The sequence below is a fragment of the Arthrobacter sp. Y3221087 genome (genome assembly GCF_059089905.1).
In genome coordinates, this window is sequence record NZ_JBNHFE010000003.1 from 308,867 (window position 1) to 325,359 (window position 16,493).

The following is a 16,493-nucleotide window of genomic DNA, read 5'->3' on the forward strand; positions in this document are numbered from 1 at the left end:
CTGCCGCGTAAAACGGAGGCATGATCGAGCCAAGTTCAGCTCTGGAACAGGTCCAGGCGTGGGTGGAAAAGTACCAGGCGGCCTGGAGCAGCAACCTGCCCGAAGACATCCGCGCGCTGTTCACACCCGACGCCCGGTACGAGACCCGGCCCGCGGACCCGGACCCCTGGGTGGGCCGGGACGACATCGTGGACCGCTGGCTGGCCGCCCGGGACGAGCCGGGGGACTGGACGTTCAGCTGGGAACTGCTGGGAACCGACGGCAATACCGCCTTCGTCCAGGGGCTCACCACCTATTCGGGCGGCCGGCCCACCTATGACAACCTGTGGGTGATCCGGTTTGACGGCACCGGCCGTGCCAGCTCATTCACCGAGTGGTTCATGGAACGGGCCTGACCGGCGCCCGCTACAGTCCCAGGCCGCCGAGCTTGTCCCCCAGCCCGCCCGGAAGCTTGCCCAGCAGGTCAGCCGGGTTGATGCCAAGCTTCGCCAGCAGGTCCGAGTGCTGGTCCGTATCCACCTGGTCCGGAAGTTCCGTGTCCGCCCGGTCTGCCTTTTCGTGGTCTCCCTGGGACCGCAGGAACTCAAGGATCTGGGACTTGTCGATCTGCATGGCATTCTCCTTTACTGGTGTCCACAACTGCTAAGGATGCTTATTACCTTTCCCCATATCAGGAAGCGGGACAAGGGGCCAATCCGCCGCTTCGTCCCGGTTAGCATGGAAAGATGACCGCCGGGGACACTGCACCGATCTACTGGGACAGCCGGGACCTCACCCCCTTCGGGCACCCGCAGCTCCGCACGCCCGTCCACGATCTGGCCGGGGGAGTGGGAGGCCTGCTCAGCGGCGTGCTGGGAGGCAGGAACCCCGCCCTGCTGTCCATCGACGGCGACGTCCCCCGCCTGAAGCTCCTCCTGCCCAAGCCCGCCAAGGCCGTCCACGAGGCCGTCTTCGCCAGCCGGGAGCCTGAGCGGCTGATCACGCTGGCGCGCGCCTATCCCGGCTGGGCCGGCCTGTGCTACCTGATGGCCGGGCTGCTGGCCTACAAGCACGGCGGCTACCTGCGCGCCTCCGAGTTGCTGCACCGCGGGCTCACCATCCGCAACGACGAGGAGGCGAACCGCTACTCGTCCACGTACCTCACCAGGATTGTTACCCAGATCGAACTTGCGGAGCGCGTGGAGATACCCGTCCTCTTCAGCGAGGAATCCGTGTTCCTGGCCTTGTCCCACTCGCTGCGCGAAACCGGCCGGACGGAAGCGGCGCTGGACGCACTGACCGGCCTGCCGCCGTCGCTCCCCATGGCCCTGGCGCGCTGCTCGCTGGCGCTGACGCTGGGACGCAGCCGGACCGTGATCGACTGGACGGAAGGACTGCTGAACGCGGATGACCTCTCCGCGGCGCTGCTCCTCGTGCGGGCGCGCGCCCTGCGCCGGGAGGGCCGTTATGGGGCCGCGCATGAGGCCATCGGCGAGGTCCTGCGCCGGCGCAAGACGCACATGGTGCTGCGCAACGATGCCCTGACGGACCGGGCACTGCTGGTCCTGGAGTCCAGCCGCCGGTCGCTGAACCCGCGCGACTGGGGCAGGCGCCGGCCGGATCCCGAGCCGCAGCGCGAGATCGCCGCACCCATTCCCATCCGCAAGGACGAGGAGATGCGCAGGATCTGGGAACAGGACTGGAAGAAGCTCAGCGGGGACTAGATGCGGCGGCGAGCAGCGGCACCAGCTGTTCGCCCAGCAGGACCACAGCCAGCAGCACCATGATGACCCCACTTGCCAGGGTCACGGCACGGGCTGCCCCGGGCCGGCTCTGCAGCAGCGTCCGGGAAAGCAGTGCGACGGCGGTGTACACGAGGCCGGCCAGCGCCACGAAGGTCATGCCCAGCAGTCCGGACTGCACCGGCACCGGCAAGGAGGCCTCGGCGCTGACGAACTGGGGGATCAGGGCAACATAGAAGAGGAGCCCCTTCGGGTTGATTCCGCTGGTGCCCATGCCCTGAAGGAAGGTGCGGAGCTGGCTTCCGGCAGGACGGACGACGGCGTCTGCCGCACTGAAGGAGGCGCCGCGCCACGAGCGCAGGGTGCTGATGCCCAGCCACATGAGGTAGGCGGCGCCAGCCAGGGTGATCCATCCCAGGACCCCCGGCATCCCGGCCAGCAGGGCCGCCAGTCCCGCCACCAGCAGGACGGTGTGGAGGACGTACCCGCCGCAGAGCCCGGCCACCGCCGGAACGAAGCTGCGCTGCCGCAGGCCCGCGGTGATGGTGTAGGCCCAGTCCACTCCGGGGGTGCAGGCGAGGGCGGCAGCTACCAGGATGAAGGCCAGGAACAGCTCCGGATTCATGGGATTTTCTCCTGTCGGTTCTCTCAGGAGAAACGATAGGGATTTTCAGCCCGTAAGTGCTTTCTTCTTTTCGCCCGCCACCCGGCCCTTGGAGTATGATTCTTGCGTGATTGACGCTGTGGACAGGAATATTTTGCGCCACCTCAAAGAGGACGGCAGGATGACTGCCACCGCGCTCGCCGCCAAGGTGGGCCTGACGGTGGCACCCTGCCACCGGCGGCTGCGCGACCTGGAGAAGTCAGGCATCATCCGGGGGTACAAGGCGGACATCGACCCCGCCGCGGTGGGCTTGGGGTTTGAGGCGATCGTGTTCGTGACGCTCCGGCAGGTGGACAGGCCCACCATGGAGATTTTCGAGAACCGGGTGGCGGACCATCCCAACATTGTGGAGGCGCAGCGGCTGTTCGGCTCCCCGGATTACCTGCTGAAGGTCATTGCCGAGGACCTGCCCTCGTACCAGCGCTTCTACGATGCCGAACTGACGTCCCTGCCCGGGGTCGAACGCCTCACCTCAACGCTGGTGATGAAGAACCTGAAGTCGAACGCCGGCCCGCCGGTATAGCGCCCGCTCACCCGGCAGGCAGGATGTGGACGATGATCACCTGCGTGTCCTTGCCGCCGTCGTACCTCAAGTCGTAGTTGACCGTCAGCCCGGTGGCCGTGCCTGGCGTAATGGAGAAGTCGCTTTTTGAATCCGGGTCTGCCTGCGTGCTGCTGATCCAGTCCTCTGCCGAGGCCTCGGAGATCCCGTACCGCTCTACACCGTCCCGGATCAGGGCGAAGTACTCCTCCGGCGAACCGGCGGTGAGGAAGTAGGTCACTTCACTGAAGTCCGTCTGAGTGTCCGTGGTGTTGAAACGGATGCGGTCCGTCTCCGCGGTTATTTCGCCGTTCGGGGCCACGATGCTCAGGCTGATCTTGCCCGAGTCCCGGGTGTTGATCTCGGGCCCGTAGCTGTCCTGGGCAACACGCACGGCCTCCTTCTCAAGGCGGCCGGAACTCATGTCCAGGCGGGCGGTTTTGGTTTCCCGGATAGCGTCCACTCCGGCAGCGTCAAGGGTGGAGAATTCGGAGGTTTTCACGGTGCTCCCGGCTGTTGTTGAGGTGGCTGGAACGGGGTTGGCAGGCTGGCAGGCGCTGAGGGCAAGGCCAACTGCCAGCGCCGGCAGTATAAGAAGTACGACGGCGGGACGGTGCCGTACGTGCCTGGTGGCGGCGGGGCTGGTGTGCATCACTGGTGGACCTCCGCGTCAAAGCCGTCCAGGAACCTGTCCATGATGCCCGGGATGTTGTTGGTGGGCCGGTACTGTTGCACCCGGTCATCGAAGTCCGAACCGATGATCTGCGCCGCCCGGTCCGGATCGGTGGCCAGCAGATTCTGGTACGCAGGCAGGGTGTCCTGCCGGATGAGTCCCCAGCGCTGGCCCGCATCGGCGATGTTGCCGTCCGGAAAGCCGGTGGTGAAGTCGGTGCGGAACTGCGCGGGGTTGTCCCAGCTTGTCAGCGGAATGTTCTCCGGGCCGGGGCTTTCAACACTGAACGTGTAGGGGAACACCTCCGGATAGCTTCGGGCGCCCGGGATCGAAGGCTCGCCGGCGAGGGTCACCATGTAGGTCACGGCCTCGCCGCCGGGATGGCCGCGCATGTTGTCGTAGTCGTCCGCGATGATTTCGTTCTGTTCGCGGTACAGGAGGGTTGTATTGCCCTTCTGGACCAGCTCCGGATCGCCGGAATCGATCTGGGCCCAGGCGTTGGCCGTGGACACGTCGATGACGCCGGAATCCCGGAGGCGGTTGATCTCGTCAATGCCGCCGCTCAGGTATGCCTGGTGCTGACGCGCCTGGTCCAGGAAGATTTCCTTGTTCATGTCCAGCATGCTGGTTTCGTAGAAACGGATCTCTTCATCCGTCATGCCCGCCAGCTGTTCGATCTGGTCCAGGACGGGAAGCGGGATGTCCGAGGCCTGATTATCCGCGATTTGCTGGGCGAGGTCGCGAAGCATTGCCATGTCGCGGAAACCTCCGGCGAAGGACGGCCCGATCATGTTGGCCATGCCCGCCCATTGCAGGTCCGGGTTGGCCAGGTACGCCTGGCCGTAAAAGTCGTAGACCTTTGCAATGGTTTCCCAGTTGTGTTCCGTGCCCTTGGAGGTGTCCCAGTCTGCAGGATCGATGCCCATGTCCAGCATTGCCTGTTGGTTCCAGTAGGAGCTGAGGAACTCCTGGTACCCCCTGGAGTTGACGGGGATCGTGCCCGAATCCGCAGCGGCGTCCAGGGCGGCCTTCGCCGCCTCCGGGTTTGCCAACGCCCACCGCTTGAACTCGCCGCTCTGCAGGTACTGCTTACGTTCTTCTGGTGTCATCGAATTCAGCGTGTCTGTCAGTTCCTGGGCCGTCCCACCGCCGGAACCGCCCGGGCCGCCGGGGTCCCCGCCTGGCCCGCCGCCGGCCCCTCCTGTGCTGGCCTTTTCCTGCTCGTCGGCGTTGGCGAGCAGCACCTTCGACGCCGATTCCAGCCCGGCTGTGGCCGACCTGAGCAGCTTCACGTGGGACGAGGTCCACTCGCTCCGGAACCGCTCGCCGTCGTGCCCTTTCCACAGCCCGGTGCCGATGCTGCTGCCCAACTGCTGGCTGAGGGCGTTCAGCCTGTTGGCACCGCTCGCCAGCTCCTTCGCCAGCCGCCGGAGCTGCGCCACGTCGCCGCCATAAAACGTCCCCGCCATGATTCCCCCTGATCGGATGTCCCGGCTGCCAGCCTAACCGGGACGGGTGGCAGGCGGCGATGGGGAGAGGTTCCCGATGCTCGTTGTAGGGGCGGCGGGCAGCCTGGTCAGTCCGCGGCGAGCAGCCCCGTGGTGCGGTAGGGAATGACTTCCCGGAGGAACATGCTGGTGGAGGTGCGCACAATGCCCGGGCACAGCCGGATCTCCTCGGAAACCCGGTAAAGGTCGTCCGGGCTGGCGGCCACAACCCTGATCAGCAGATCGGTATCTCCGGCCGGGGCGTGGCATTCGAGGACCTCGGGGATTTCGCGCAGGGCCGCGATGGCCTCGTTGAGGTGGCTCTGGTCGAGCTCGGCACTGACGGATGCGGCCACTCCGCGTCCCAGGGCGGCGGGCAGCACCCTGCTGCTGTTGGGACGGAGCGCGCCGGAGGCTGCCATGCGTTCCAGCCGGGTCTGCACCGTTCCGCGCGCCAGCCCCAACCGCTGGGCGAGCACCATGATGGGAACGCGCGGGTCCTCGTCGAGGGCGCGAAGGATCCGCTTGTCGGTGGGGTCCAGTTCCTGCAATCTGATCAGTTCCTGTCGCGGAAGCGCGGGAGGATTGATCGGATTGACCAGTACAACCCGCGCCGGTTGCACCAACTGTAGGGCGTCTGCTGAAATATTGGCAACTGGGCAACGGCCACCGCCGGACCCCGCAGGCCAACGGCATTCCGGCACACCACCCGGGCGCTGCAGACCGCCTCCCGCAAGGAGGCCGCCGCTGATTGACTCTTGTTCACGCATCGTCTTTCCGCACCTTTCACGGCAAGAGCCCCTGAGCCACCGATCATCGGATTTCCGTAGCAATCGGTAGCTGAGGGGCTCTTGTGTTGTCCGCATAGGCTGGATCCATGACCTCAGCCGGCCGCTTCGCCCCCAGTCCTTCCGGTGAGCTTCATGTGGGCAATCTGCGCACCGCCATGCTGGCGTGGCTGTTCGCCCGTTCCACGGGGCGGAGCTTCCTGCTCCGGGTTGAGGACCTGGACCGAGCGCGGGCCGGCGCGGAGGCAGTGCAGTTGCGGGATCTTGAGGCGATCGGCGTGACGTGGGACGGCGGCGTGGTCCGGCAGACTGCCCGGGGCCGGCTCTACGAGGATGCCATCCGGCGGCTCGGCGATGCCGGTCTGAGCTACGAGTGCTTCTGCACCCGGCGGGAAATCCAGGAGGCGCCGTCGGCCCCGCACGCCCCGCAGGGCGCCTACCCGGGCACCTGCCGGAACCTGGACCCTGCGGAGCTGGAGTTCAAGCGTTCCATCCGTCCTGCGGCCATCCGTCTCCGGTCTGCGGTCCAGGAGTTCACTGTCCACGACATTCTGCATGGCGGATGTACTGGCGTGGTGGACGACTTTGTCCTGCGCCGGAACGACGGCGTGGTGGCCTACAACCTGGCCGTGGTGGTGGACGATGCCGCCCAGGGCGTGGACCAGGTGGTCCGTGGCGACGATCTGCTTCCCTCCACCCCCCGGCAGGCCTATCTGGCATCCCTGCTGCATATTCCCCTACCGGAATATGCCCATGTCCCGTTGGTGGTTAACTCCGACGGCGCCCGGTTGGCAAAGCGGGACGGGGCGGTGACGCTTGCCGACCTTGCCGGGGCGGGCATTTCCGCTGATGCCGTGCGGGACCGCCTGCTCGCCTCCCTGAACCTTCCCGCCGGCACCCTTGAAAAGGCGCTGGCAGCCTTTAATCCGGCCGCACTGCCGCGGGAGCCCTGGATCTGGAGCGGCCCGTAGGCTTGGGGCATGTTAGATGACCATTTTCCGGACCACAGCCCGGCCCCCAGGTTCACCGTAGAGACTGCCAAGGTCCTGGCCGAGGTGGCCCACAACCGGCAGAAGGACAAGTTGAAGAGGCCTTACCGGGAACACGTCCTGGCTGTGGGCGACGCCCTGGCGGACTTCGACGACGATATCCGGATCGCGGGATACCTGCACGATATCGCCGAGGACACTCCGATCACCCGGCAGGCCTTGCTGGAGATGGGCGTGTCCGAGCGCGCCGTGGAGATCATTGAGCGGGTCACCAACCGGCTCCATAGCAACCCGGACGATTACCAGGCCGGGATTCGCGAGATCGCCCAGGACCACGACGCCGCCCTGGTCAAGATTGCGGACAACGCCCACAACTCCTTACCGGCGAGGGTAAAGGCTCTTGCTGAAAAATGGCCGGACAAACCGCCGGTCACCAAATACCGCGACGCCCGGCCCGTGCTTTACGCCGCCGTCGAGGTGGAGGAGGTCCGCAAGATCCTGGCCCGGGTGAATCCGTGGCTGCTGGAGGAGCTGGACGACCGCCTGGACGAGGAAGACACCACCGACTACGAGAATCTCTCCTATGGTGAAGCGGACGCCGGCGCCGCATCGGCTGACGCTAACGCGGAGGAGCGGTAGTTCCTGCTTCCAGCCTTTGCATCGCATGGTGCAGCCGCTCTGTTCCGCGGCGCTCATCGATGACAATGGACGCTGCCAGCCCCAGCACGATGACCAGCATGCACACCGGGACCGATGCCCCCGACGCCGCCAGGCAAACGGCCCCGGCCAGGACCACCATGATTCCGACGGCAACGGCAATCACCGTCCGGTCCGGCCCCATCATGGTGCTGTACAGCCACGTTAGTGTGAGTTTGAAGACGGCAACCGGCACGGCAATGGTGGCGACGGCCGCTGCGGCACTGATGTGTGCCTCGTGGTCGATGTAGTAGGCGGCCACGTGGAGCCCGGCGCCGGTGGCCGCGATCGCCGCGAAGAGCGGAATGTGCCCGTAGCCGAAGAGGAACGAGCGGTGCCGCTGCAGGTGCAGGGCCCGTCCGGCCGGGAGCATGAAATACACCCACCACATCCCGAAAGCCAGGGCCGTACCGCCAAAGCCCACCAGCGACGCTTCCACGCTCCAGCCGTGGTTCGCCACGATGGCCCGCAGGGTTTCGATCGCCCCGATCAGGCACTCACCCAGGGCGATGATGGCCAGCAGGCCGTAACGTTCGGCGATATGGTGTGCATGCCATGGGGTCCTGTCATCGCGTTCCGCGGCATAGGGAGTGCCCATCTCCAATGCGATCAGGGGGATAACCAGGAGGAATGTTGTGGCGACATCGGTGTCCACGATGAGCACGGCGATCCAGCCGAGCTGTACGAGAGCCAGGTATTTGGCATAGCGCAGGCACGTCTGGCGGCGCGCAGGATCCTGGCGGGACGCCCGGATCCACTGCGTCACAAGGGCAAGCCGCATGATCACGTAGCCGGCCACGATCACCCGGTTGTCGACGTGCCGTCCCTCCACAATGGAGTGGAACATCGGCTCGATCCCCATCGTGAGGATCAGCACCCCGACGATCTGGACCATGGTGACCACCCGGAACACCCAGTCGTCTGTGTCGTAGGCGCTGGCGAACCAGGTGAAATTGATCCAAGCCCAGATCACCGCAAACATCGCCAAGGAGAACCCGATGAGGCCCTCCATAAAGTGGGCCTCGGCAATCTCGTGGGCGAATTGGCTGCCCGCCACCCCGAAGGCGATGACAAAGGTCAGGTCGAAGAAGAGCTCCAGGGGCGTCGCGGCCCGGTGTTTTTCGTGCGGGTCACGGCCGCCCATGCGCGCGAAGGCATGCCGGAGAGGGTTTGAGGACATGCCTCAAAGATTACTCTGGACCGCCTTCTGCTCCAGGGCAGCCGCGAAGTCCTCCGTGAACCGCCGCACGCCATCCCATTCCGTCCAGATGTAGCCGCCCCTTCTCAGACGCGGGCCAGGGCGTCGATGTCCTCAAGGAAGTCCTGGTGGACCTCCTTGCTGACGGTGGTACGGGTTTCGGCGATGGCATCCAGGTAGTCCTGGGTGGACGGGCCTTTCCGCACCGCTTCCCGGATGGACGGCCTCGCTCCGGAGGCCAGCCCGCCGTCGTCGTACACCGCCTTTTCCAGGGCGCGCTGGGACGCGCTGCGGGCCGCATACTCGATGTCCGCGGGGGAGAAGCCCTCCGTGCGCTCCACCAGGAGCTCGACGTCCACGTCGTCCACCACGGGTGCGGGGATGAAGCGCTGCCACATGGCTTCGCGTGCGTGGCGGTCGGGCAGGCCGATGGGAATGACGTAATCGAACCGGCCGTGCCGCAGGAACGCCGAATCGAGCGCCCGGATGAAGTTGGTGGCGCACACCAGCAGGCGGCCCGGCTGTTCGCGGAAGGCAGGGATGATCTTCAGGAGTTCGTTGGTGACGCCCTGCAGCGGCGACGGCGGTTCACCGGACCGCTGCGAGGCAATCTCTTCCACTTCATCGATGAACACCACCGCGTGTTCCAGTTCCGCGATCTCCAGGAAAGTTTCGCGCAGCGCCCCGGCCAGGCCTTGGGGATCGGCGGCCAGGCGGGACGGGAAGACCTCAACGAACGGCCACTCCAGGCGGGAGGCGATGGCCTTCGCGAAGGTGGTCTTGCCTGTGCCGGGCGGGCCGAAGAGGACGACGGCGCGTGGCGGCACCACGCCGAATTCATCGGCCAGGTCCGCCTCGGCCAGCGGGAGCACCAGCCGGCGTTCCAGCAGTTCCTTCTCCCGGTGCATGCCGGCCACGTTTTCCCACAGGTCGCGGGCCAGGACCCGGCCGCCCAGCTGGCCCAGCGCCCCCAGCTCCTGCCGCTGGACGGGGATGGTCCGCTCGAAGTAGCGCAGGTTCTTCTTAAGGGCGAAGCCGCGGCCCAGGAATGCTTCCACGCGCGTTTCGGAATCCGGCATCAGCGCCGAAAGCTTGTTCAGGCCGTGGGGTGCCATCCGGTTTTCGACGGCGGCCAGCAGCGAGGTGCCAATCCCGCGGCCTCGGTATTCCGGGAGGGTGGCCAGGAAAACGATCCAACCCTGGTCGTGCGCGGCGCGTCCGACGGCGGCGCCCACCACCTGCTCTCCCTGCACCGCCACCACGGCATGGTCCTTTTCACAGGATGCGAGCACCTCTGAGAGGGCGTAGACCGGCTCGACGTTGCTCGCCTTCAGGGTTTCCCAGAGATGCAGGATCCCGTCCAGGTCGGCCGAATGGAAATCCCTGATGCGCCAGTTGGTCATATCCGCCTAATCTCCCGGGTGGTTCGTCATTGAGCTGGCACGTCCGTGCCACTGCCGAGCTTAGCGAACGGCGGCGGGTGGAAGGTTGCGGCGGCGTTGCATTGCGGTGCTCTCGAACTGCGTGCCTTGGGCGAGGTGCAGGACCGGCGGGCACGTGCCCTGTTGGTGTACCGCCGACAATGCCAGGATGCCACCAACAAAGGGTAGGCCGGCGTGCCCGCAGGGTAGCCGGGGGCGTTGAGAGCCCCATATCCGAGGAGTAACGTGTGGCTCACCTCACCCGCACCCCATTCAGGAGCAACCATGCCATATCTGGGACGCCGGTTTGCTGCCGTAACGGCAGCGCTGGCGATGAGCGTGACCACCGGGGCGATCATGAGCCCCGCCTCTGCGCACGAGCGGCAGAAGGACGTTTTCGTGAAGACCCCGACGGCTACCGGCTATGGCGGCGCCGTCAGTACCGTCGATGTGGACGCGTCTGCCGCAGCGATCGAGATCCTGCGCAAGGGCGGGAACGCTGTGGATGCCGCCGTCGCCGCGGCCGCCACCCTCGGCGTCACGGAGCCCTACAGCGCCGGCATCGGAGGCGGCGGCTATTTTGTTTATTACGAGGCCAAGAGCGGGGATGTCGACACCATCGACGGCCGGGAGACTGCGCCCGCCGCTATGCCCAGGGACGCATTCATCAACAAGGCCACCGGGGAGGCTTACCCCTTCCGTAAGCAGGCAACCAGCGGAATTTCCGTCGGTGTCCCTGGAACCCCGGCCACCTGGGAACGTGCCTTGGACCGTTGGGGCAGCATGACCCTGGGGCAAACGCTGGAGCCCGCGATCGAGGTTGCTGAAGACGGCTTTGTTGTGGATGCGACCTTCAGGCAACAGACGCTCGACAACAGGGACCGGTTCCTTCCGTTTGAAGCCACCCGGAAACTGTTCCTCACCGGTCCAGGCAATGATGCACCTGCGGTAGGGAGCATTCTGAAGAACGAGGATGTAGCCGAGACGTATCGACTCCTGGCGCATGAGGGCACGGATGAGTTCTATGACGGCCCGATCGCAGAGGACATTGTGTCTACAGTCCAGAACGCGCCCAGCAGTACGGACCCAAACGCCGTCCCCGGACCTGCGGGTGTTATGACAGCGGAGGATTTGGACGACTACAAGGTCCTGGATCAGGACCCCACGCACGTAAACTACCGCGGCTACGATGTCTACGGCATGGCACCTTCCAGCAGTGGCGGCACAACCGTGGGTGAGGCTTTGAACATCCTCGAGGTGTTTGACCTTGGCGAGCTGGCCAAGGGCGAGGGTAAGGGCAACGACAACACGGCCCGTGCTCTGCACCACTATCTTGAGGCCAGTGCCCTTGCTTTTGCTGACCGCGGAAAGTACGTGGGTGACCCCGCCTTTGTGGCTGTTCCCACCGATGAACTACTGGACCCTGTCTTCGGAAAGGAACGGTCCTGCGCCATTGACCCGCACAGGGCAGCAACCAAGCCTGTCGCGGCAGGTGACGTTTATTCGTACGACGGCGTGTGCCCGGCCAAGCCGACGGCGCTGAACCACGCACCGGATACCGAGAACATCAACACCACCAACCTCACGGTTTCGGACAAGTGGGGCAACGTGGTGGAGTACACGCTCACCATCGAGCAGACAGGCGGATCGGGCATCACGGTTCCCGGCCGCGGCTTCATCCTGAACAACGAGCTCACGGACTTCTCGCCTGTCTACAGCGAGACGGACCCCAACCGCATCGAGCCTGGGAAGCGGCCGCGCTCATCCATGTCGCCGACCATTGTGCTCAAGGACGGCGAACCGTTCCTGGCGCTCGGGTCACCAGGCGGTTCAACCATCATCACCACCGTTCTGCAGACGCTCATCAACCGGATCGACCTCGGTATGAACATTCAGGACGCCCTGGCAGCTCCGCGTGCCTCCCAGCGCAACACAGCCAATGCGACCGCTGAACAGGCGTTCATTGACGCGCCTTATGGAAAGGACCTTGCCACGCGGTATGGGCACAATTTTGCCGCTGCAGGGGCCGCCGGCACCTCCGCCGCGGAAATCGGCGCTGCCACGGCCATCGAGTTCCGCCATGACGGCAGCACTGTGGCCGCAGCCGAACCGGTCAGGCGCGGCGGAGGCTCAGCGATGGTGGTCAAGCCGTCGCGGTAGCCTTCCGGCCAACCCCTTAAACCCTGACGGCGGCACCTCTGATTCCGTGGTTGTGGATCCGGAGGTACCGCCGTCGGACGTTTGGAAGGGTTACTTCATGAACGTCTCCGCGGGCGGGTTTGCGACCACCGGGGAGAGTCCGGTGTGGCCGTCCCGGGTTGCGGCGATTTCGTGGATGCGTTTGCGGCAGGCGTACCAGCCGAAGACCATGAGGATGGACGCGATGGCGGTGACCAGCATGGTGAGCGGTGATTCGATGAAGACCATCACCAGCACTCCCACGAGGAAGAGCAGCGAGAGGTAGCCGGTGTAGGGGGCGCCGAACATCCGGAAGGAGGGGCGCTTGAGCCAGCCCTTGTCGGCCCAGCGCTTGAGCTGGATCTGGCACAGGACGATGGTGGCCCACGTCATGATGATGCCCACGGAGGCGACGTTGAGGACGATTTCGAAGGCTTCGGCGGGCACGAGGTAGTTCAGCGGGACGCCCAGCAGGGACACGCCGGCGGTGATGGCGATGCCGCCGTAGGGGACGCCGGCTTTGTTCATGCGGGAGGCGAATTGGGGGGCGGAGCCGTTGACGGACATGGAGCGCAGGATCCGGCCGGTGGAGTAGAGGCCGGCGTTAAGGGAGGACAGGGCGGCGGTGAGGACGACGAGGTTCATGATGACGTCCACGCCCTGGATGCCGATGGAGCCGAAGAAGGTGACGAAGGGGCTGACGCCTTTTTCGTAGGAGGTGTAGGGCAGCAGCAGGGCCAGGAGGATGACGGAGCCGACGTAGAAAACGGCGATGCGGAAGACCACGGAGTTGATGGCCTTGGGCATGATCTTTTCAGGGTTTTCGGTTTCGCCGGCGGCGGTGCCGACGAGTTCGATGGAGGCGTAGGCGAACAGGACGCCTTGCATGAGGATGATCATGGGCAGCAGGCCGTTGGGGAAGATGCCGCCGTTATCGGTGATGAGGCTGAAGCCGACCTGCTGGCCGTCGACGGGGGTGCCGAAGATGACGAAGTAGGTGCCGACGATGAGGAAGATGACCAGGGCTGCGACCTTGATCAGGGCGAACCAGAATTCCATCTCACCGAAGACCTTGACGGAGACCAGGTTCAGGGCGAGGACGACGACGAGGGCGATCAGGGCCCAGGCCCATTGCGGGACGGCTGCCATCCAAGGGATGTAGTTGCCGAAGAAGTTCATGTAGAGGGCTGCGGCGGTGATGTCCACGATGGTGGTGGTGGCCCAGTTGATCCAGTAGAACCAGCCGGAGACAAAGGCTGCTTTTTCGCCGAAGAATTCACGGGCGTAGGAGACGAAGGAGCCCGAGGAGGGCCGGTGCAGGACCAGTTCGCCCAGGGCGCGCAGGATCAGGAACGCGAAGAATCCGCACACGGCGTACGCGATGACCAGGGACGGTCCGGCCGCGTTGAGCCGGCCGCCGGCGCCCAGGAACAGGCCGGTACCGATCGCGCCGCCGATCGCGATCATCTGGATCTGCCGGGGCTTCAGGTTCTTGTGGTAGCCCTTGTCCTCCGCGTGCAGCGCCTGCTCCGATGCATGCGCCTGCGGCGGGATGGTGTGGTCTGTGACGGGGGGATTTGTCATGGGGGTGTCCTTCTAAGTCCGTGGTGTTCGGGGACTACTTGCTGAGGTTTGCCAGGCGTTCGGGGCTGAGGAGTTCCTGGAGCTGGGCGCCGGTCAGGAGCCCGTGCTCAAGGACGAGTTCGGCGACGCCCTTGCCCGTTGCGAGTGCTTCCTTCGCGATGGCCGTGGCGGTGGCATAGCCCAGGTGGGGATTCAGGGCTGTGACCAGGCCGATGGACTGCTCCACGGTGCGGCGGAGGTGTTCGGTGTTGGCGGTGATGCCCCGGATGCAGCGTGCGGTGAGGGTGCGGCAGGCTGCTTCCAGGTGGGAGATGCTCTTGTGGAGGCTGTGGACAATGACGGGTTCGAAGGCGTTGAGCTGGAGCTGTCCGGCTTCGGCGGCCATGGTGATGGTCACGTCGTTGCCGATGACTTCGTAGGCCACCTGGGAGACCACTTCCGGGATCACCGGGTTGATCTTGCCGGGCATGATGGAGGAACCGGACTGGACGGCCGGCAGGTTGATTTCGCCGAAGCCGGCGCGCGGACCGGAGGAGAGCAGGCGGAGGTCGTTGCAGATCTTGGAGAGCTTCACGGCCACGCGCTTCAGTACGCCGGAAAGGTGGACAAAGGCGCCCACATCCTGGGTGGCTTCGATGAGGTCGACGGCGGTGACCAGCGGCAGGCCAGTGACTTCAGCCAGGTGCCGGCAGGCTGCCTCGGCGTAGCCGGCCGGTGCGTTCAGGCCCGTGCCGATGGCGGTGGCGCCGAGGTTGATCTCGTGGATGAGCAGCTCTGCTTCGGCCAGGCGGAGCCGGTCTTCGCCAATGGTGATGGCGTACGTGCCGAACTCCTGTCCCAGGGTCATGGGTACGGCGTCCTGCAGCTGGGTGCGGCCCATCTTCACCACGGTGCGGAATTCCAGGGCCTTGGCGGCGCAGGCTTCCTCAAGTTCGGCCAGCGCGTCCACCAGTTCCCGCGCCGCGAAGATGGTGCCCAGCTTCACGGCGGTGGGGTAGACGTCGTTGGTGGACTGGCTGAGGTTGACGTGGTCGTTGGGGTGCAGCCGCGCGTAGTCACCCTTGGGATGGCCCAGGATTTCCAGGGCGCGGTTGGCGATGACCTCGTTGGCGTTCATGTTCGACGACGTGCCGGCACCGCCCTGGATGACGTCGACGACGAACTGGTCGGCCAGTTGTCCGTCCAGGATGTCCTGGCACGCCTGTTCAATGGCATCTGCGCGTTCGGCGTCCAGCAGCCCGAGCTCCCGGTTGGTGCGTGCGGCGGCGAGCTTGACCGCTGCGAGGCCGCGGACCAGGTGCATGTTGGAGCAGAGTTTCTGGCCGGTGATGGGGAAGTTTTCCACGGCCCGGAGGGTGTGGACGCCCCAGTAGGCGTCGGCCGGAACGTCCCTGTCCCCAAGCAGGTCATGCTCGGACCGGGTGGTTGGAACAGATGTGGCGTCGGTGGCGGATTCGATGATGGTCATGGGAGTCCTCACAGGGCTTCGTTGTCGGGTTTGGACAGGCTGTTGCTCAAAAAGTCGGTGGCTTGCAGCAGGCCCACCTGGTGCCCGCCGCCGAGTACCGGTGCGGCGGCGATGCCAGCCAGCGCATCGGTGTCCACGCCGATCGCTTCCAGCAGGGTCACGGTGGCCGGCATCCGGGCACGGTCGCCGCCGTCGGAAATCTTCACGACCACGGCGCGGCCGTCGGGCAGGCCCACCAGCTGGACACCTTCAAAGCCGTCCTTGGCCACCGCTCCGGGGAGCAGCCGCATGAGCTCGGTGACGTCGCGCCCTTCCCCGGCCACCATTTCCGGGTGCTGCTGCATGGCGAGGCCGACGGCGGCTTCCGCGCCGCCGTCGTGGTTTCCGGTCTTGAAGGAGGCGGCACGCGCGATCCGGCCGAAAGCGAGGGCCATGCCGCCCAGCGTCAGCGCGAAGAGCGGGGTGCCGCAGCCGTCGGTGCTGACGGCGGACGGCTCCTCACCGGCCAGCTCAATGACAGTGGACCGGACGAGTTGCTGCAGCGGGTGCTGCGGGTTCAGGTAGCCCTGGACGGGCCAGCCGTTGATGACGCAGGTTGCGGCCATGGCGGCATGCTTGCCGGAACAGTTCTGCGTGAGCTGGGTGGCGCCGCCTCCGCTGCGCAGCCAGTCTTCGCGTTCGATCCCACCGTAGGGGAGGTCGGTGCTGTTTTCCAGGTCGGTGACGGACAGGCCATGCATTTCGAGGATGCGCAGGGCGCCGTCACGGTGCTCTGCCGCGCCGGAGTGGCTGGCCGCGGCCAGGGCCAGGAGGTCTGCCGGGAGCTCAAGTCCGGCGCGGACCATGGCGACTGCCTGCAGCGGCTTGAGTGAGGACCGGGGGTAGAAGGGGGTTGCCGGGTCCCCTGCCGCTGCCAGGATGGAACCCTCAGCATCGAGGGCGATGGCCGAGCCGTAGTGGACGCTCTCCACCATTCCGTCGCGGATGGCGGCGACCAGGGGAGTGTGCTGCGGCAGGCTTGATGGTGCCGGCCCAGCAATGCGGGCAGCGGAAAACACAGGGGAGGGCATGGGGTCCTTGGGGTT

General features: G+C 65.7%; 16 protein-coding genes. 6 read left to right on the top strand and 10 right to left on the bottom strand.

Features of this window, described 5'->3' with window-relative positions; translation table 11 throughout:
* Nucleotides 1-20: 20 nt before the first annotated feature.
* Nucleotides 21-395, top strand: a complete 375-nt coding sequence (locus AC5RUO_RS13270) for a nuclear transport factor 2 family protein (protein WP_494011542.1) — start codon at nucleotides 21-23, stop codon at nucleotides 393-395.
* Nucleotides 396-405: 10 nt separating this feature from the next.
* Here the strand turns inward: AC5RUO_RS13270 and AC5RUO_RS13275 are convergent, their stop codons facing one another.
* Nucleotides 406-612, bottom strand: a complete 207-nt coding sequence (locus tag AC5RUO_RS13275; protein ID WP_494051876.1) for a hypothetical protein — start codon at nucleotides 610-612, stop codon at nucleotides 406-408.
* A 113-nt stretch (nucleotides 613-725) separates the two neighbouring features.
* Here AC5RUO_RS13275 and AC5RUO_RS13280 point away from each other — a divergent pair, with 113 nt between their 5' ends.
* Complete coding sequence (locus tag AC5RUO_RS13280) at nucleotides 726-1,703, top strand: hypothetical protein (protein ID WP_494011544.1); 978 nt, start codon at nucleotides 726-728, stop codon at nucleotides 1,701-1,703.
* Here AC5RUO_RS13280 and AC5RUO_RS13285 read toward each other — a convergent pair.
* Nucleotides 1,690-2,346 (bottom strand): LysE family translocator, encoded by a 657-nt coding sequence (locus AC5RUO_RS13285; RefSeq protein WP_494011545.1) that lies wholly within the window; start codon nucleotides 2,344-2,346, stop codon nucleotides 1,690-1,692. The genes AC5RUO_RS13280 and AC5RUO_RS13285 overlap by 14 nt on opposite strands.
* Nucleotides 2,347-2,452: 106 nt before the next feature.
* Here AC5RUO_RS13285 and AC5RUO_RS13290 point away from each other — a divergent pair, with 106 nt between their 5' ends.
* Complete coding sequence (locus tag AC5RUO_RS13290; RefSeq protein WP_494011546.1) at nucleotides 2,453-2,908, top strand: Lrp/AsnC family transcriptional regulator; 456 nt, start codon at nucleotides 2,453-2,455, stop codon at nucleotides 2,906-2,908.
* Between the two features lie 7 nt (nucleotides 2,909-2,915).
* On the opposite strand, the gene AC5RUO_RS13295 is transcribed toward AC5RUO_RS13290, so the two are convergent.
* The 3 genes from AC5RUO_RS13295 to AC5RUO_RS13305 form a co-directional block, all read right to left on the bottom strand.
* On the bottom strand, nucleotides 2,916-3,578 hold the full coding sequence (locus tag AC5RUO_RS13295; protein ID WP_494052013.1) for a hypothetical protein: 663 nt from the start codon (nucleotides 3,576-3,578) through the stop codon (nucleotides 2,916-2,918).
* The gene (locus AC5RUO_RS13300) at nucleotides 3,578-5,068 is read right to left on the bottom strand and encodes a WXG100 family type VII secretion target (protein WP_494103764.1); all 1,491 of its coding nucleotides are present in this window, start codon (nucleotides 5,066-5,068) and stop codon (nucleotides 3,578-3,580) included. The genes AC5RUO_RS13295 and AC5RUO_RS13300 overlap by 1 nt, the downstream gene beginning before the upstream one ends.
* Before the next feature lie 107 nt (nucleotides 5,069-5,175).
* Nucleotides 5,176-5,637, bottom strand: a complete 462-nt coding sequence (locus AC5RUO_RS13305; protein WP_494103765.1) for an Lrp/AsnC family transcriptional regulator — start codon at nucleotides 5,635-5,637, stop codon at nucleotides 5,176-5,178.
* A 326-nt stretch (nucleotides 5,638-5,963) separates the two neighbouring features.
* On the opposite strand from AC5RUO_RS13305, the gene gluQRS reads away from it, so the two are divergent.
* Nucleotides 5,964-6,845 (top strand): tRNA glutamyl-Q(34) synthetase GluQRS, encoded by an 882-nt coding sequence (gluQRS, locus tag AC5RUO_RS13310; RefSeq protein WP_494103766.1) that lies wholly within the window; start codon nucleotides 5,964-5,966, stop codon nucleotides 6,843-6,845.
* A 9-nt stretch (nucleotides 6,846-6,854) separates the two neighbouring features.
* Nucleotides 6,855-7,502, top strand: a complete 648-nt coding sequence (locus AC5RUO_RS13315; protein WP_494103767.1) for an HD domain-containing protein — start codon at nucleotides 6,855-6,857, stop codon at nucleotides 7,500-7,502.
* Here the strand turns inward: AC5RUO_RS13315 and AC5RUO_RS13320 are convergent.
* The gene (locus AC5RUO_RS13320) at nucleotides 7,483-8,739 is read right to left on the bottom strand and encodes a low temperature requirement protein A (protein WP_494103768.1); all 1,257 of its coding nucleotides are present in this window, start codon (nucleotides 8,737-8,739) and stop codon (nucleotides 7,483-7,485) included. The two genes, AC5RUO_RS13315 and AC5RUO_RS13320, sit on opposite strands and share 20 nt — an antisense overlap.
* Before the next feature lie 104 nt (nucleotides 8,740-8,843).
* Complete coding sequence (locus AC5RUO_RS13325; protein ID WP_494103769.1) at nucleotides 8,844-10,160, bottom strand: ATP-binding protein; 1,317 nt, start codon at nucleotides 10,158-10,160, stop codon at nucleotides 8,844-8,846.
* Between the two features lie 303 nt (nucleotides 10,161-10,463).
* On the opposite strand from AC5RUO_RS13325, the gene ggt reads away from it, so the two are divergent.
* The gene (gene ggt, locus AC5RUO_RS13330; protein WP_494103770.1) at nucleotides 10,464-12,338 is read left to right on the top strand and encodes a gamma-glutamyltransferase; all 1,875 of its coding nucleotides are present in this window, start codon (nucleotides 10,464-10,466) and stop codon (nucleotides 12,336-12,338) included.
* A 90-nt stretch (nucleotides 12,339-12,428) separates the two neighbouring features.
* Here ggt and AC5RUO_RS13335 read toward each other — a convergent pair whose 3' ends face one another.
* From AC5RUO_RS13335 to AC5RUO_RS13345, 3 genes are read right to left on the bottom strand one after another with little or no spacing between them, the layout of a single operon-like run.
* Complete coding sequence (locus AC5RUO_RS13335) at nucleotides 12,429-13,940, bottom strand: amino acid permease (RefSeq protein WP_494011555.1); 1,512 nt, start codon at nucleotides 13,938-13,940, stop codon at nucleotides 12,429-12,431.
* Nucleotides 13,941-13,974: 34 nt separating this feature from the next.
* Complete coding sequence (gene aspA / locus AC5RUO_RS13340) at nucleotides 13,975-15,408, bottom strand: aspartate ammonia-lyase (RefSeq protein WP_494051872.1); 1,434 nt, start codon at nucleotides 15,406-15,408, stop codon at nucleotides 13,975-13,977.
* An 8-nt stretch (nucleotides 15,409-15,416) separates the two neighbouring features.
* Nucleotides 15,417-16,478: an asparaginase gene (locus AC5RUO_RS13345; RefSeq protein WP_494103771.1), complete on the bottom strand. Its 1,062-nt coding sequence runs from the start codon at nucleotides 16,476-16,478 to the stop codon at nucleotides 15,417-15,419.
* Nucleotides 16,479-16,493: the final 15 nt, after the last annotated feature.

Bases quoted from the DNA above. Each gene is read 5' to 3' on its own strand.
- ggt (WP_494103770.1), top strand. From the start codon at position 10,464: ATGCCATATCTGGGACGCCGGTTTGCTGCCGTAACGGCAGCGCTGGCG.
- AC5RUO_RS13295 (WP_494052013.1), bottom strand. From the start codon at position 3,578: ATGCACACCAGCCCCGCCGCCACCAGGCACGTACGGCACCGTCCCGCC.
- AC5RUO_RS13345 (WP_494103771.1), bottom strand. From the start codon at position 16,478: ATGCCCTCCCCTGTGTTTTCCGCTGCCCGCATTGCTGGGCCGGCACCA.
- AC5RUO_RS13285 (WP_494011545.1), bottom strand. From the start codon at position 2,346: ATGAATCCGGAGCTGTTCCTGGCCTTCATCCTGGTAGCTGCCGCCCTC.
- AC5RUO_RS13320 (WP_494103768.1), bottom strand. From the start codon at position 8,739: ATGTCCTCAAACCCTCTCCGGCATGCCTTCGCGCGCATGGGCGGCCGT.
- AC5RUO_RS13300 (WP_494103764.1), bottom strand. From the start codon at position 5,068: ATGGCGGGGACGTTTTATGGCGGCGACGTGGCGCAGCTCCGGCGGCTG.
- aspA (WP_494051872.1), bottom strand. From the start codon at position 15,408: ATGACCATCATCGAATCCGCCACCGACGCCACATCTGTTCCAACCACC.
- AC5RUO_RS13275 (WP_494051876.1), bottom strand. From the start codon at position 612: ATGCAGATCGACAAGTCCCAGATCCTTGAGTTCCTGCGGTCCCAGGGA.
- AC5RUO_RS13335 (WP_494011555.1), bottom strand. From the start codon at position 13,940: ATGACAAATCCCCCCGTCACAGACCACACCATCCCGCCGCAGGCGCAT.
- AC5RUO_RS13280 (WP_494011544.1), top strand. From the start codon at position 726: ATGACCGCCGGGGACACTGCACCGATCTACTGGGACAGCCGGGACCTC.
- AC5RUO_RS13315 (WP_494103767.1), top strand. From the start codon at position 6,855: ATGTTAGATGACCATTTTCCGGACCACAGCCCGGCCCCCAGGTTCACC.
- AC5RUO_RS13325 (WP_494103769.1), bottom strand. From the start codon at position 10,160: ATGACCAACTGGCGCATCAGGGATTTCCATTCGGCCGACCTGGACGGG.
- gluQRS (WP_494103766.1), top strand. From the start codon at position 5,964: ATGACCTCAGCCGGCCGCTTCGCCCCCAGTCCTTCCGGTGAGCTTCAT.
- AC5RUO_RS13270 (WP_494011542.1), top strand. From the start codon at position 21: ATGATCGAGCCAAGTTCAGCTCTGGAACAGGTCCAGGCGTGGGTGGAA.